This window comes from Pseudaeromonas sharmana, from assembly GCF_042649925.1.
GTDB lineage: Bacteria > Pseudomonadota > Gammaproteobacteria > Enterobacterales > Aeromonadaceae > Pseudaeromonas > Pseudaeromonas sharmana.
Window position 1 is genome coordinate 357,697 of record NZ_JBHSAF010000001.1, and the last position, 14,745, is coordinate 372,441.

Below are 14,745 nucleotides of genomic sequence, written 5' to 3' on the forward strand. Positions count from 1 at the left end.
AAGATGGCTGAGGAAAAGCGCAACGAAGTCGCACTGGCCAGTGAGCCCCTGCTGGGCTCTGCGGCGCTGGATGAGGCGCCGGCCAGCAAATCCGCGATGTTCGGCTTCATGGCCAATGTCGATATTTTGCGTCAGGTCACTCTGATTCTCGGCTTGGCCATCTGTCTGGCGATCGCGGTGTTTATCCTGCTGTGGGGCAAAGAACCCGAGATGCGCCCGCTGGGTAACTTTACGACCGAGGAACTGGTCAAGACCCTCGATTTTCTCGATCAGAAACAGCTTAACTACAAGGTCGAAGGCAATACGGTACTGGTCACCGCGGATGAGTACTCTTCGATCGCCCTGCAGCTCAAGCGCGAGGGGCTGGCCAAGCCCGAGCTGCCGACGGGGGATGCCCTGTTGCTCAAGGACACCGGGTTCGGCGTCAGTCAGCGTCTGGAAGGCGAACGTCTGAAGTACAGCCGTGAGCAGCAGCTGGCGCGCGCCATCGAGCAATATCGCAACGTGGCCAAGGCAACCGTGCTGCTGGCCATCCCCAAGGATAACGTCTTCGCCCGCAACGAACGCAAGCCTAGTGCCACCGTGGTGATCGCCCTGGCCGGCAACAGCTCCCTGCGCCAGGAAGAGGTGGATGCCATCGTCGATACCGTCGCCTCGGCCGTACATGGACTCGAACCCAGCCGGGTGACCGTCACCGATCAGAATGGCCGCCTGCTGAACTCCGGCTCCCAGGACGCCGCTTCTGCCCGCTCGCGCAAAGAGTTCGAGATGCAGCAGAAGAAGGAGATGGAGTACAAGCAGAAGATTGACTCCATTCTCTCGCCGGTACTCGGTATCGGCAACTACACCGCAGAAGTGGATGTCACGCTGGACTTCACGCAAGAAGAGCAGACCCGCAAGAGCTATAACCCGGACTTGCCTGCCGTGCGCTCCGAACAGACGCTGGAGGAGAGCAACATGGGGGGCGGGGCCACGGGGGTTCCTGGCGCCCTGTCCAATCAACCGCCGGCGGCCAGTGCCATCCCGGAACAGGCTACGGGCACCGGCAGTGCTTCCCAGGCTTCCGGCCGCAATCGCAAGGAAGCGACGCGCAATTATGAACTCGATACCACGGTCAGCCATACCCAGCGCAGCATGGGGGGCATACAGCGCCTGACGGTGTCGGTCGGTGTAGACTACAAGAGCAGCACCGATGCCGAAGGCAAAACCAGCCGTGAAGCACCGTCGCAGGCCGAACTGGATAATATCCGTCGCTTGCTGAAGGGCGGCCTGGGGTTTGATGTCACCCGTGGTGATACGCTGGAAGTGGTCGCCATGCCGTTCAACCGTGCGGATCTGGGTGAGGTCGCCGATACGCCGCTGGTGGAACAGACCTGGTTCTGGCGTGCCGTTCGCATCGCCGCCTCGGTACTGGTGATCATCGTGCTGGTGGTGACGATCGTGCGTCCGATGCTCAATCGCCTGCTCTACCCGGAGAACAAGGGGGAGGGCAAGGAAGTGGATATGGACAGCTCGGTTGCGCTGGATGGTGATGACGAGCTTAGTCTGCTGGCCAGCCAGGCCGATATGCAGGAGCCGGTATTCGGTGTGCGCAACGGCCAGCTGGTACTGCCTGATTTGCATCGCGACGAGGATCTGTTGCGTGCGGTGCGGGCGCTGGTGGCCAATGAGCCGGATCTGGCCGCTCAGGTTGTCAAGGAATGGGTGGTGAGGGAAATGTCCAAATGAGTGAGAACACCAACAAGATCTCCACCGAACAGCAACAGTTGCTGGATGCCATGAGTGGCATGGAGATGGCGGCCGTGCTGATGCTAAGCCTGAACGAGGATGATGCGGCGCAGATTTTCCGTCACCTGGAGCCCAAGCAGGTGCAGCGGCTGGGTATGGCGATGGCCTCGATGAAGGACTTCAGCCATGACAAGGTCACGGCCGTGCACCGCCAATTTATTGAGGACATCCAGAAGTTCTCCAATATCGGCATCGGTAGCGAAGACTTCGTGCGCAAGGCGCTGGTGGCCGCCCTCGGTGAAGACAAAGCCGGCAATCTGGTCGACCAGATCATCATGGGCTCCGGTGCCCGCGGTCTGGACTCCCTGAAGTGGATGGATGCCCGCCAGGTGGCCAGCATCATCCAGAACGAACACCCGCAGATCCAGACCATAGTGCTCTCCTATCTGGATCCGGAGCAGTCGGCAGAGATCCTCAGCCAGTTCCCCGAGCAGGTTCGGCTCGATCTCATCATGCGTATTGCCAACCTCGAAGAGGTGCAACCTGCGGCGTTGCAAGAGCTCAATGACATCATGGAGAAGCAGTTCGCGGGCGCCGCTGGGGCCCAGGCGGCCAAGATGGGCGGCTTGAAGGCCGCGGCCAGCATCATGAACTACCTCGATACCAACGTCGAAGGTCAGCTGATGGATGCCATCCGCGACACCGACGAGGAGATGAGCCAGCAGATCCAGGATTTGATGTTCGTGTTCGAGAACCTGATCGATGTCGACGACCGCGGCATCCAGTCGCTGCTGCGCGAAGTCCCCGGCGAGTTGCTGCAAAAAGCGCTCAAGGGGGCAGACGATCAGCTCAAGGAGAAGATCTTCAAGAATATGTCCAAGCGGGCCGCGGAAATGCTGGGCGAAGACCTGGCGGCCATGGGACCGGTCCGGGTCAGCGACGTCGAAACGGCGCAAAAGGAGATCCTGTCGATTGCGCGGCGTCTGGCCGATGCAGGCGAGATCATGCTGGGTGCCGGTGGCGGCGACGACTTTGTATAAACGGCAGACCAGTTCACAGGCCGGCAGCAGGGCCGGCAAGGGGTAACGGGTGAGTAACAGCAAGACCGGGGATGACCAGCCGGGCGACTTTGCCGCTTGGGAATGGCCGATCATGGAGAGTCCGGTGCAGGTGCCGGACAGCAACGCGTTGGGGTATGCGGCCAACTGGTATCAGGAAGAGGCTGAGCCCGAAGAGCAGGACGAGGTCGAGGAGCCGCAGCAGGCGCCGTTGACCCTCGAGGAGATCGAAGCCATCCGTCAGGCGGCCTATGAAGACGGGTTCGCCGAAGGGCGACAGGCTGGCTTTGACCAGGGGCTGACCGAGGGGCGCCAACAGGGACTGCAGGAAGGTCACGCCGAGGGGGTGCAGCAGGGTCATCAGCAGGGTCTGGCACAAGGTCAGGCCGAGATCGATGCCAGCGCAGCGCACTGGCGTCAGTTGGCGGATCAGCTGGTGACGCCGTTGGCTCAGCTCGATCAACAGGTAGAGCAACAGCTGGTTTATCTGGCGATGCAGCTGGCGCGAGCCTTGATTCAACATGAGGCGCACACGGCGCCGGAGCTGCTACTGAATTCGCTCAAGGAGGCTGTCCGCCTGCTGCCATGTGCCGACGAGGGGATCACGCTGCAACTGCACCCGGATGATATCGAGCGGCTGCAGCAGGCTTTTGGTGCCGAGGAGTGTCTGCGTCGCGGCTGGACATTGCAGCCTGAACCTACCCTGCAACCTGGCGATCTGCAGCTTGTCAGTCGCACCTCAAGCATTGACTGGATGCTGGAGGAGCGAATCAATCAGCTGTTGCGCAACTTCCTGCGGCAGAACCTGGATCGCGCATCATGACGCTGCTGACGCGTCTGCAATCGTATAAGGTGCCTGAACAGGCGACCCGCCCCAGCGTAGCCGGTAAATTGACGCGGGTTGTCGGACTGACGCTGGAGGCTATCGGCTGTCGGGCCGCCGTCGGCTCCTTGTGCCGCATCGAAACACTGGACGGCAATCTGGAAGCCGAAGTCGTCGGCTTTGCCGGCGACAAGCTCTACCTGATGCCCAGTGAGCAGCTCAAAGGGGTGATCCCGGGGGCGAAAGTGACCCCCATTGGCGAAGAGCAGGGGCTGCCGGTCGGGATGGCCCTGCTGGGTCGCGTCATCGATGGCGTCGGCGAGCCGCTGGATGGATTGGGTCCGATTCTGACGGCCGATTCGGCACGGTTTGTCAGCCGCCGCCTCAATCCGCTGGCGCGCAAGCCGATCGACGAGCCGATGGATGTCGGTGTGCGAGCGATCAATGCCATGTTGACGGTCGGCAAAGGGCAACGCATGGGCTTGTTTGCCGGCTCCGGGGTTGGTAAATCGGTGCTGTTGGGCATGATGACGCGCGGGACAACCGCCGACGTCGTCGTGGTCGGCCTCATCGGTGAGCGGGGCCGGGAAGTCAAGGAGTTCATCGAGGAGATCCTCGGTGCCGAAGGGCGAGCGCGCTCTGTGGTCGTTGCGGCGCCAGCCGATGCATCGCCTCTGATGCGGCTCAAGGGCTGCGAGACCGCCCTGACGATTGCCGAGTATTTTCGCGAACAGGGGCTGAACGTCCTGCTGCTGATGGACTCGCTGACCCGTTATGCCCAGGCGCAGCGTGAAATTGCGCTGGCCATCGGCGAGCCGCCAGCTACCAAGGGTTATCCGCCATCGGTGTTTGCCAAATTACCGGCGCTGGTTGAGCGCGCGGGGAATGGTGCCGATGGACAGGGTTCAATCACCGCATTCTTTACCGTGCTCACCGAGGGCGATGATCTGCAAGATCCGATTGCCGACGCCTCGCGGGCGATTCTCGACGGTCACATAGTACTCTCCCGTGAGCTGGCCGATGGCGGCCACTATCCGGCGATCGATGTGGAGAAGTCCATCAGCCGGGTCATGCCGATGGTGACCTCGGAGGAGCACATGATGATGGCGCGTACCGTTAAACAGTTTTCCTCCCTCTATCAGCAGAACCGCGATCTGATCGCCATCGGCGCATACCAGCGCGGCGCCGATCCGCGTCTGGACCTGGCCATTGCCATACGGCCAAAGGTGGAGCAATTCTTGCAGCAAGGTATGAAAGAAGTGGTCCCTTATGACGAGTGCCTGCGCAGTTTGCAACAGGTCGCGATGAATCTGATTCAGGGGCGGGTCTGATAGTGCTGTGAGCGGAGCAAGAGCCAATGAGTAAAGCCATTACGATGCTGATCGAACGCCTGCTGGAGGCGGAAGACCGGGCCGCACGCAGCCTGGCGATGGCGCGCCAGGATCAGCAGCGCTACGAAGCCCAGCTCGATGCGTTGAACCAGTACCGTGAAAACTACAGTGGTCAGTTGACCGAGCGCGGGATTTCAGGGCTCAACAGCCAGCAGTTCACCCACTACCAGGCGTTCATCAACAAGCTGGATCATGCCGCCGAGCAGCAGTTGCACGGGTTACGGCAGGTGCGTCAGGTGACGGAAAAACGGCGCAACGAGTGGCTGGAGATCCAGCAGCAACGCAAGGCGCTGGAGCTGCTGATGTCGCGTAAGGCGGCGCGGGAGCAGGTTCGGCAGGCCAAACTGGAACAGAAGCAGCTGGACGAGTTCGCCACCTTCCGTTTTTTCCATAATCAACACGAACTGGGCTAATCTGGCCCGATTTTTGCCAGTAATCCACTAAAGACGAATGCGTTTGCCGCCGGCTTGGGTGGCGCGCAGCAGGGGGCGTGGAATGGTACAAATCACAGCTAATCTCGCTATCGAGCCTGTCATGGAGCCCAAGGCGGCCCCAGCGGCGGCATCGACCGGCCGCGAACAGGACTTTAATTCTGTCCTCAAACAGCAATCCCAACGCGACACGGCGGCCTCGACAGGCGAGTCGCGTCAAACCGCCGCCAAGCTAACCGGCAAAGATACGCCGACCAGCAAAAACGCAGCGCGTTCTGACGCGCCGCAGCGTGCGGATGCTAGCCGTGATGCGTCGCCGTCTGACGCCGCTTCGTCGGAGGCGAACGCTAGCGGTGACAAGAAAGTCAGTGCCGACCAGGAGAAAGACTCCGCCGCCGCGGTGGCCGATTCAGCTACCACGCCGGTCGCTACGGATGTCAAAGATTTGACATCTGATTTGGTCGCCACCTTGGACGTGACGCAATTGGCGAACGTCAGCCTGGTCGAATCGGCTGGCCATGCCGCGGGTGAAACATCAGACACGCCAGCGGAGGCCACAGAGGCGGAGGGGCTGATATCGGGGGACGAGTTGTTGCGGCACCTTGAAGCCAGCTTGAATGCCAAAACCGGTGTTTCTGGGGGGCAGGGGGCGGCGGTGACTCCCGAGATGAGCGCCGTGACAACGGCCGCTCAGGTGCTGGCTGCGGGCATGGGGCGCTCGGCCACTGGCGTGCCGGCAGGGGAAGGCAAATCCTTGCCGCAGGACTCGCTCAAGGCCGGCTCTGAGTCCGAGACGTCGTCGGTCTCCGCCGCAGATGCCGCCGCACCGGCAGCCGATGCTGGCAAAGCGCTGCTGACCTCGTCGACGGGACAACGTACCACTGATACCTTGCCTTGGTCCATGGCGCTCAATGCGCTCTCCACTCAAACGGTGCCGTCGAGTCCTGACGACACTGTGGATCTATCTGCCTTATCTGACGATGCCCTTGCCGCGACAACGACGGCGGCGCAGTCGGAGACGTCGTCCTCACTCGAGGCATTAACTGCCAAGTTGCTCGATACCACGACGGCCGGGCAGGGAAAAAGTGTGGCCGCCGACAGCGCCGCCTGGTTGCAGACGCTGAATACGACCGCATCGGCCTCCACCGCGCAGACAGCGAGCAGCCTCGGTGCCGCCGCAACAGCCGCTCAGGGGCGGGGAACCGAGTTGGCACAACAACTCGGTGGTAGCCTGCAGTTGCTGAACAGTCAGCAGGCCGCGCCGGAGTTGGCGCAGACGGTGACGCTGATGATGGGGCAGAAGTGGCAGGAGGCCGAGATTCAACTTGAGCCCCACGGACTTGGCAAGTTGCGGATTCAGCTCACGGTGGACCAGGATCAACAAACCAGCGTTCACTTTGTCGTTCAGCATGGTCAGACCCGTGACTTGCTTGAGCAGGCCATGCCCAGATTGCGTGACATGCTGGCCGGCCAAGGGCTGCAATTGGGACAGAGTTCCATTCAGCAGCAGGATGCCGGACAAGCCGGTGGCCAACAGTTAGGGCAGTCCGGACAGTCGGGGCGTGGTGAGGATTCCGCTGGCCGCGGGACTCGCAGTTCGGCAGAGGAGGACGCGGGCGAGGGGCAGATCGTGCAGAATCTGGCCATTCACTCGACCGGGCCCGCAGGAATTGATTTCTACGCTTGATGCCTGAGGCTTGCGGCATATGATAGCGGCAGATTGAATTGCAGATAAACGGCAGGATGCGCGATGGCAGAAGAACAACAACTCGAGCTTAAGCCTCAGACCGGCAAGAAGAAGCTACTGATCATCATAGTACTGGCCGTCCTGGTGCTGATCGGTGGGGGGGTTGGCGCCTGGTTGATGCTGGCCGGCGGCGACAAGCCGGCCGAAGGGGAGCACGGCGCCCAGACCGAGGAAGAAAAAGCAGCCGAAGCGGCGGCGAAAATGGCGTTGTATGTCGTACTGCCGCGCCCTTTTGTCTTCAATGTGGAAGCCAAACCACGCTACCGGCTGGTGCAGATCAAGGTGGCATTGATGGTCAGAGGGCCGGCCAACGAGGCTTTGGCCAAGCTGCATACGCCGCTGGTTGAAGGTGCCTTGTTCAAGGTGTTCTCGATGGCTACCTCGGAGCAACTCGCCCGGGTTGAAGGGCGGAAGAAGTTAAAGACCGATGCCCTGGTCGCCGTCAAGCAGGCGTTGCATGGCGTCGCCGATGAGAATGTGGTCGAACAAGTTCTGTTTACCGGTTTTGTGATGCAGTAGGTGACCCGTGAGCGATCTGTTAACGCAAGACGAAATTGATGCCCTGCTGCATGGTGTCGATGAGGTAGAAGAGGAGGCGGTCAGTGTCGCTGCCGCTCCTGGCGTTGTTACATTCGATTTTTCATCACAAGATCGGATTGTTCGTGGCCGGATGCCGACGCTGGAGCTGGTCAATGAGCGGTTTGCCCGCCATATGCGCATCAGCCTGTTCAACATGATGCGGCGTACCGCCGAAGTCTCCATCAACGGTGTGCAGATGCTGAAATTCGGTGAGTATGTGCACACCCTGTTTGTGCCTACCAGTCTCAACATGGTTCGCTTCCGTCCGCTGAAGGGGACGGCGTTAATCACCATGGAGGCGCGCCTGGTCTTTATCCTGGTGGAGAATTTCTTCGGTGGTGACGGTCGTTACCACGCCAAGATTGAGGGGCGTGAGTTTACACCGACCGAACGGCGCATCATCCAGATGCTGCTGAAGCTGGTGTTTGAGGATTATAAAGAAGCCTGGGCACCGGTGATGGATGTCGAATTTGAATACCTCGACTCCGAAGTCAACCCGGCCATGGCCAACATTGTCAGCCCGACAGAAGTCATAGTGGTGAGCTCTTTCCATATCGAATTGGACGGCGGGGGCGGAGATTTTCACGTCGCCATGCCTTATTCGATGCTGGAGCCGATCCGCGAACTGCTGGATGCCGGTGTGCAGAGTGACAAGGGCGACACCGATTTGCGCTGGAGCAAGGCGCTCCGCGATGAAATCATGGATGTACAAGTCGGCATCAATGCCCGTCTGTTGCAGACGGATGTCACGTTGCGGCAACTACAGAACATGAAAGCTGGTGACATCATTCCGGTGGAGATGCCCGAGTCGTTGCTGGTTTTTGTCGAAGATCTGCCGACGTTCCGCGCCAAACTCGGTCGCACGCGTGATCATGTCGCGTTGAAGATTACCGAGAAAATCAAGCGGCCGGACTCGGTCAAGAATGAACTGACCCTGGTGACGCGTGGTGGTATGCGCATTGACGGAGTCGCAGAACTCGAAGCGCTGGAAAAAAGCATAGAGGATGAAGAGTGATGGATGATCAAGATCTGATGGCAGATGCCTGGGCGGCGGCGTTGGGTGAGCAGGCCGCGGCGGATGTACAGCCGGCGCATCTGGAGGAGTTTGATGAACATGCTCCCATATCTGCAGAAGAGCGCCGCAAGCTGGATACCATACTGGATATACCGGTGACGATCACCATGGAGGTCGGCCGCAGCCAGATCAGCATTCGCAATTTGCTGCAACTGAATCAGGGCTCGGTCGTCGAGCTGGATCGGGTGGCGGGCGAGCCGCTGGATGTGCTGGTTAACGGCACCCTGATCGCCCACGGCGAAGTGGTGGTGGTCAATGACAAGTTCGGTATTCGTCTTACCGATGTCATCAGCCAGACCGAACGGATCAAGAAACTTAAATGATGATGTCACGCCTGTTGTTGGTATTGCTGACGCTTCCGCTGCCGGCCCTGGCGGTTGAAACGTCGGCGAATGTGACCCTGATGCAGTGGTTGGCCAGTTGCTTTCTGGTCATAGCACTGATTCTGGTGTTGGCCTGGTTGCTGAAGAAAAGCCGGCTGGTTCCATCTGTCATGCAGAGTCAGTTGAAGGTTGTCAGCATGTTGCCGCTGGGCAGTCGGGAGAAACTGCTGGTCGTCAAGGTGGGAGAACAGCAGCTGTTGCTGGGCATGACACCCAACCAGATCTCGCTGTTGTGCCAACTGGATAAACCGCTGCCAGAGAATGGTTCCCCCCATGCGTTTGCCGGTCAACTGAGCAAATGGATGGCGGGAGCTGGTCGTGGCCAATCTGTTGCCGGGGAGCCCGCCAGCAACGAGTTGCAAAGAGAGCGCAGTGATGAAAAGTAACTGGATCTGGCTGCTGCTGTGGCTGTTTGCGCCCAGCCTTTGGGCTCAGAACGCTGGTTTGCCGGCGGTCACGGTGACCACCACGCCAGGTGGCGGCCAAGAGTACAGCCTGACGCTGCAAGTGTTGGCGTTGATGACGGCACTGACGTTTCTGCCTTCAATCCTCATCATGATGACGTCGTTTACCCGCATTATCATAGTGCTATCTATTTTGCGTCAGGCCATCGGGCTGCAACAGAGCCCCTCTAACCAGGTGTTGCTGGGGCTGACCCTGTTTTTGACCCTGTTCATCATGACGCCGGTACTGGATCGCATCAACGCCGAAGCATTGCAGCCTTATCTCGATGATCAGATTACCTCTCAAGCCGCGTTTGAGCGCGCCCAGGTCCCATTACACCAGTTCATGCTCGGGCAAACCCGCATCAAGGATCTGAATGCTTTCATGGAATATGCCAATGTGCATGTCGACAAACCCGAGCAGGTACCGATGCGCGTGCTGATCCCCGCCTTTATGGTCAGTGAGCTGAAGACCGCATTTCAGATTGGTTTCATGATTTTCCTGCCGTTTCTGGTCATCGATCTGGTGGTCGCCAGTATTTTGATGGCGATGGGGATGATGATGCTGTCGCCGATGCTGATCTCGCTCCCGTTCAAATTGATGTTGTTTGTGCTGGTGGATGGCTGGGGGTTGATCATGGGATCGCTGGTATCGAGTTTCGGTATTGGAGGTGGCTAAATGAATCCCGAGGCCTTTGTCGATGTGTTTCGCGAGGCACTGGGGCTGGTCAGTCTGCTGGTCAGTGCCGTCATCTTGCCCAGCCTGGTGGTGGGGTTGATGGTGTCGATTTTCCAGGCGGCGACGTCGATTAACGAGCAGACATTGAGTTTTTTGCCACGTCTGCTGGTAACGCTGGCGGCACTGGCGTTTGGCGCCCATTGGGGATTGCAGGCGTTGCTGGATTTCTTTACCACCATCATTGAGCAGATCCCCGAGGTGCTGGGGTGAACTTCACGGCCGATCTGGTGATGGGCTGGCTGGCATCCTACCTGTGGCCGATGGCCCGGGTGACCGCGATGTTGATGACCATGCTGGTGATTGGTAGCCAGAATGTGCCGGTCATGATCCGTGCCAAGCTGGGGTTTGTCATCACGCTGGCGATGGCGCCGATGTTGCCGCCGATGCCGGAGATCCCGTTATTCAGTCTGCAAAGCTGGCTCGTGGTGGCCCAGCAGGTGCTCATCGGGGTGGCTATCGGCTTTGCCACCCAGCTGCTCATCCAGAGTTTTGTCATTGCCGGCCAAGTCCTGGCCACCCAGAGCGGTTTGGGCTTCGCGTCGTTAGTGGATCCGATCAACGGTGGATCCACGCCCGTCATCGGCCAATTCTATCTGATGCTGGGAACCTTGATTTTCTTTGCCATCGATGGCCATCTGACCATGCTGCATCTGGTGAATCTGAGTTTCACCACCCTCCCGGTGTCGACCAGCGGGCTGGATATCACCGGCTTGCAGGCGCTGTTCTCGTTCATGACCATTATGTTTCAAATGGCACTTTCTGTGTCGTTGGCCTCGATCACGGCCATGCTATTGGTTAATTTTTCGTTCGGTGTCATGACCCGTGCCGCACCGCAGTTGAACATCTTCAGCATGGGCTTTGCCGTCAGCATGATATGTGGCTTGCTGGTGCTTTGGGTATCGCTGGGCGGCTTCATGGAGCATTTCCTGGCACATTGGCAACAGGTTCAGGCCTTGATCTGCGAGATCATTGGCACTGAATGTAGTGGAGGCTGACGATGGCTGAAGCAGATGGTCAGGAAAAGACAGAGGACCCCACAGGTAAACGCCTTTCCGATGCCAAGGCTAAAGGCCAGATCCCCCGATCCAAGGAGTTGGGTACGGCGCTGGTGCTGCTGGCGGGCGTCATTGGCCTGTATGTGACCGGTGCCGGCATCGGCAGTGCGCTGCTGGAGATCTGCAGGCGCAACTTTTCATTTAGCCGGGATGAAGTGTTCGATCCGGAAACCATGGAGTTGGCACTGAGTACGGATATTGCCAACCTGATCGTTCCGATGTCCGGCTGGTTTTTCATTCTGCTGCTGGCCGCCTTGATTGGCAACTTGCTGCTTGGAGGCTTCAATTTTAGCTCTGAAGCCATGATGCCGAAGTTTACCAAACTCAATCCGATTAACGGCTTGAAGCGAATGGTGGGCGTGCAGAGCCTGATCGAGTTGGTGAAATCCATCGGCAAGGTGACGTTTATTGCCCTGATGGTCTGGTGGCTGTTGACCAGCCAGTTGCCACATATTCTTGACCTCAGTCAGCGCCAGTTTCCCTACGCCATCTATGACGCTCTGGAGACCTGCCTGTGGATTGCCATCGGCATCTGTTGCGCTCTGGTGCCGATCGTGGCCATCGACGTTCCGTTCCAGAAGTGGCATCACAAGGAACAACTGAAGATGACCAAGCAGGAGGTCAAGGATGAATACAAAAACTCGGAAGGTAAGCCCGAGGTTAAGGGCCGCCTGCGGCGTATGCAATATGAGATGGCCAACCGCCGCATGATGGCGGAGGTGCCGAAGGCGGACGTGATCGTTACCAACCCGACGCATTATGCTGTCGCCTTGAAGTATGACAAGCAGCAGGGCAAGGCCCCGGTCGTGGTCGCCAAAGGGGTGGATGAAATAGCCATGATGATCCGTAACATCGGGACCGAATATGGTATTACCCAGGTTGCAGCCCCGCCGCTGGCGCGGGCTATCTTCCATACCACCAAGCTGGATAGTGAAATCCCCGAAGGGCTGTTCGTGGCGGTGGCGCAGGTATTGGCATATGTCTACCAGCTGCAGGCCTATCGCCAGGGGCGTGGCCAGGCACCGCACAAGTTAGCCGATGAGCTGCCGATTCCGGATGAGTTGCGTTATTGACGTCTTTTTGACGTCGATTTTCTGATACGAATCAAATTCCATCAAAATCAATGCATTAACCAATGGCTTGATTTTTGCTAGGCTGTAGGCACTGCAGTTTTAGGTGCGTTCGCCATGGAATTGAAAGCCACATTAGCCTCCCTGGGGCAAGTCAAGAGCCTGCTGACGAAAGGGGTGGGGACACCGTTACTGGTGCTGGCCTCCCTTGGCATGGTGGTGCTGCCGATGCCGCCGTTCCTGCTGGACATCCTGTTCACGTTCAATATTGCGCTGGCCATGGTTGTGTTGCTGGTTGCCATCTATTCCCGACGGCCTCTGGATTTTGCGGCGTTCCCGACCATCTTGCTGGTGGCCACCTTGCTGCGTCTTGCCCTGAACGTGGCGTCGACGCGGGTGGTGTTGCTGGAAGGTCACAATGGTCCTGGGGCGGCAGGGCATGTGATCGAGGCGTTCGGTAATGTGGTCATCGGCGGTAACTATGCCGTCGGCCTCATCGTCTTCATCATCCTGATGATCATCAACTTTGTGGTGGTTACCAAGGGCGCCGGGCGGATATCAGAAGTCAGCGCCCGTTTCACCCTGGATGCCATGCCGGGTAAGCAGATGGCGATCGATGCCGATTTGAATGCCGGCCTGATCAACCAGGAAGAGGCGAAGCGGCGGCGTCAGGAGGTGACTGCCGAAGCGGATTTCTACGGCTCCATGGATGGTGCATCCAAGTTTGTTAAAGGTGATGCCATCGCCGGCATCATGATCCTGTTCATCAATATTATCGGTGGTTTCATCATCGGCATGGCCCAGCATGGCCTGGCGTTTGGTGATGCCACGCGGATCTATACCTTGCTGACCATCGGTGATGGTCTGGTTGCCCAGATCCCGTCGCTGTTGTTGTCTATAGCGGCGGCCATCATAGTGACACGGCAAAACGCCGATCAGGATATGGGGAAAGTGGTGCTGGGGCAGATGTTCGACGACCCCAAATCGCTGGCTATCACATCAGGCGTGCTGACCATCATGGGCTTAGTGCCAGGCATGCCTCATCTGGCATTTTTAAGCCTGGCCGCCCTGTCGGGTGGCGGTACCTGGTGGATCTACCGACGCAACCGACAGAAGAAGAACGCGCAGCTGGCCAAGCTCAATGCGCCGGTGGAAAGCAGTGCACCACAGGAACAGCATAAGGATTTGAGCTGGGATGATGTCAGCCCGGTGGACGTCATTGGCCTGGAGGTGGGTTACCGTCTGATTCCAATGGTGGATCGCAGTCAGGGTGGGGCCTTGCTCAATCGCATCAAGGGGGTGCGCAAGAAGCTATCCCAGGAGCTGGGCTTCCTCGTGCCACCTGTGCATATCCGTGACAACCTGGATTTGCAGCCTAACCAGTATCGAATCACCTTGATGGGCGTCAATGTCGGCGAGGCAGAGGTCTATCATGAACGCGAAATGGCCATCAACCCCGGTCAGGTTTTTGGCCAGATCCAAGGCATTCAGACCCGCGATCCGGCATTTGGACTGGATGCCGTCTGGATTGGTCAGGATCAGGTCGACCAGGCGCAGAGTCTGGGTTACACCGTGGTCGATGCGTCGACGGTCATTGCTACTCATATGAGTCAAATTCTTAACAGCCATGCCGCTCAGTTGCTGGGACATGAAGAAGTACAGAATCTGCTGGACATGGTGTCCCGTTCGCAACCCAAGTTAGTAGAAGGGTTGATTCCGGGTGTGATGAGCCTGGGAACCTTGGCCAAAGTCTTGCAAAATCTGTTGACAGAGGGGGTCCCAGTCCGTGATATGCGCACGATACTGCAAACCTTGGTGGAATATGCTCCCCGCAGTCAGGATCCCGATGTTTTGACGGCGGCTTGTCGGATTGCGCTGCGTCGTTTGATCGTGCAAGACATCATTGGTGGCGAACCTGTGATCCCTGTCATCACGTTGGCCCCTGATCTGGAACGTATATTGCACCAGTCTCTGCAAGCCGGTGGGGCTGAGGGGGCAGGTATCGAGCCGGGATTGGCAGAACGCATGCAGCGTTCCTTGACTGAGGCAACACAGCGGCAGGAGCTGGAAGGTCAGCCGGCTATCTTGCTGACGTCTGGTGTGCTCAGATCCACCCTGGCCCGTTTCGTGAAAAATGCCATTCCTGGATTACGTGTACTTTCCTATCAGGAAGTACCTGACGACAAGCAGATCCGTATTGTCAGTGCAGTGGGCCAGCAATGA

The 14,745-nt window shown here is 58.6% G+C and carries 15 protein-coding genes; all 15 read left to right on the forward strand.

From position 1 onward, the window contains the following. Nucleotides 1–3 precede the first annotated feature (3 nt). Nucleotides 4–1,728 (forward strand): flagellar basal-body MS-ring/collar protein FliF, encoded by a 1,725-nt coding sequence (fliF, locus tag ACFOSS_RS01695; protein WP_377150251.1) that lies wholly within the window; start codon nucleotides 4–6, stop codon nucleotides 1,726–1,728. After that, entirely contained in the window at nucleotides 1,725–2,768 is a 1,044-nt protein-coding gene (gene fliG / locus ACFOSS_RS01700; protein WP_377150253.1) for a flagellar motor switch protein FliG, read from the forward strand. The genes fliF and fliG overlap by 4 nt, the downstream gene beginning before the upstream one ends. 49 nt (nucleotides 2,769–2,817) lie before the next feature. Further along, nucleotides 2,818–3,609: a flagellar assembly protein FliH gene (gene fliH / locus ACFOSS_RS01705; RefSeq protein ID WP_377150255.1), complete on the forward strand. Its 792-nt coding sequence runs from the start codon at nucleotides 2,818–2,820 to the stop codon at nucleotides 3,607–3,609. After that, nucleotides 3,606–4,940 (forward strand): flagellar protein export ATPase FliI, encoded by a 1,335-nt coding sequence (gene fliI / locus ACFOSS_RS01710; RefSeq protein ID WP_377150257.1) that lies wholly within the window; start codon nucleotides 3,606–3,608, stop codon nucleotides 4,938–4,940. The genes fliH and fliI overlap by 4 nt, the downstream gene beginning before the upstream one ends. Nucleotides 4,941–4,966: 26 nt before the next feature. Then, nucleotides 4,967–5,413, forward strand: a complete 447-nt coding sequence (fliJ, locus tag ACFOSS_RS01715; protein WP_377150259.1) for a flagellar export protein FliJ — start codon at nucleotides 4,967–4,969, stop codon at nucleotides 5,411–5,413. Nucleotides 5,414–5,495: 82 nt separating this feature from the next. Beyond that, nucleotides 5,496–7,118, forward strand: a complete 1,623-nt coding sequence (locus ACFOSS_RS01720) for a flagellar hook-length control protein FliK (protein WP_377150261.1) — start codon at nucleotides 5,496–5,498, stop codon at nucleotides 7,116–7,118. Nucleotides 7,119–7,181: 63 nt separating this feature from the next. Continuing rightward, nucleotides 7,182–7,697, forward strand: a complete 516-nt coding sequence (fliL, locus tag ACFOSS_RS01725) for a flagellar basal body-associated protein FliL (protein WP_377150264.1) — start codon at nucleotides 7,182–7,184, stop codon at nucleotides 7,695–7,697. A 7-nt stretch (nucleotides 7,698–7,704) separates the two neighbouring features. After that, complete coding sequence (gene fliM, locus ACFOSS_RS01730; RefSeq protein WP_377150266.1) at nucleotides 7,705–8,772, forward strand: flagellar motor switch protein FliM; 1,068 nt, start codon at nucleotides 7,705–7,707, stop codon at nucleotides 8,770–8,772. After that, a complete protein-coding gene (gene fliN / locus ACFOSS_RS01735) occupies nucleotides 8,772–9,155 on the forward strand; it encodes a flagellar motor switch protein FliN (RefSeq protein ID WP_377150268.1) in 384 nt (127 codons plus the stop codon). Before fliM ends, fliN begins: the two co-directional genes overlap by 1 nt. A gap of 2 nt (nucleotides 9,156–9,157) precedes the next feature. Next, on the forward strand, nucleotides 9,158–9,601 hold the full coding sequence (fliO, locus tag ACFOSS_RS01740) for a flagellar biosynthetic protein FliO (protein WP_377150643.1): 444 nt from the start codon (nucleotides 9,158–9,160) through the stop codon (nucleotides 9,599–9,601). After that, nucleotides 9,591–10,337 (forward strand): flagellar type III secretion system pore protein FliP, encoded by a 747-nt coding sequence (gene fliP / locus ACFOSS_RS01745; RefSeq protein WP_377150270.1) that lies wholly within the window; start codon nucleotides 9,591–9,593, stop codon nucleotides 10,335–10,337. Before fliO ends, fliP begins: the two co-directional genes overlap by 11 nt. Then, nucleotides 10,338–10,607: a flagellar biosynthesis protein FliQ gene (gene fliQ / locus ACFOSS_RS01750; protein WP_377150272.1), complete on the forward strand. Its 270-nt coding sequence runs from the start codon at nucleotides 10,338–10,340 to the stop codon at nucleotides 10,605–10,607. Beyond that, the gene (gene fliR, locus ACFOSS_RS01755) at nucleotides 10,604–11,392 is read left to right on the forward strand and encodes a flagellar biosynthetic protein FliR (protein WP_377150275.1); all 789 of its coding nucleotides are present in this window, start codon (nucleotides 10,604–10,606) and stop codon (nucleotides 11,390–11,392) included. Before fliQ ends, fliR begins: the two co-directional genes overlap by 4 nt. A 2-nt stretch (nucleotides 11,393–11,394) precedes the next feature. After that, entirely contained in the window at nucleotides 11,395–12,525 is a 1,131-nt protein-coding gene (gene flhB, locus ACFOSS_RS01760; protein ID WP_377150277.1) for a flagellar biosynthesis protein FlhB, read from the forward strand. Between the two features lie 114 nt (nucleotides 12,526–12,639). Continuing rightward, nucleotides 12,640–14,745, forward strand: a complete 2,106-nt coding sequence (gene flhA, locus ACFOSS_RS01765; protein ID WP_377150279.1) for a flagellar biosynthesis protein FlhA — start codon at nucleotides 12,640–12,642, stop codon at nucleotides 14,743–14,745.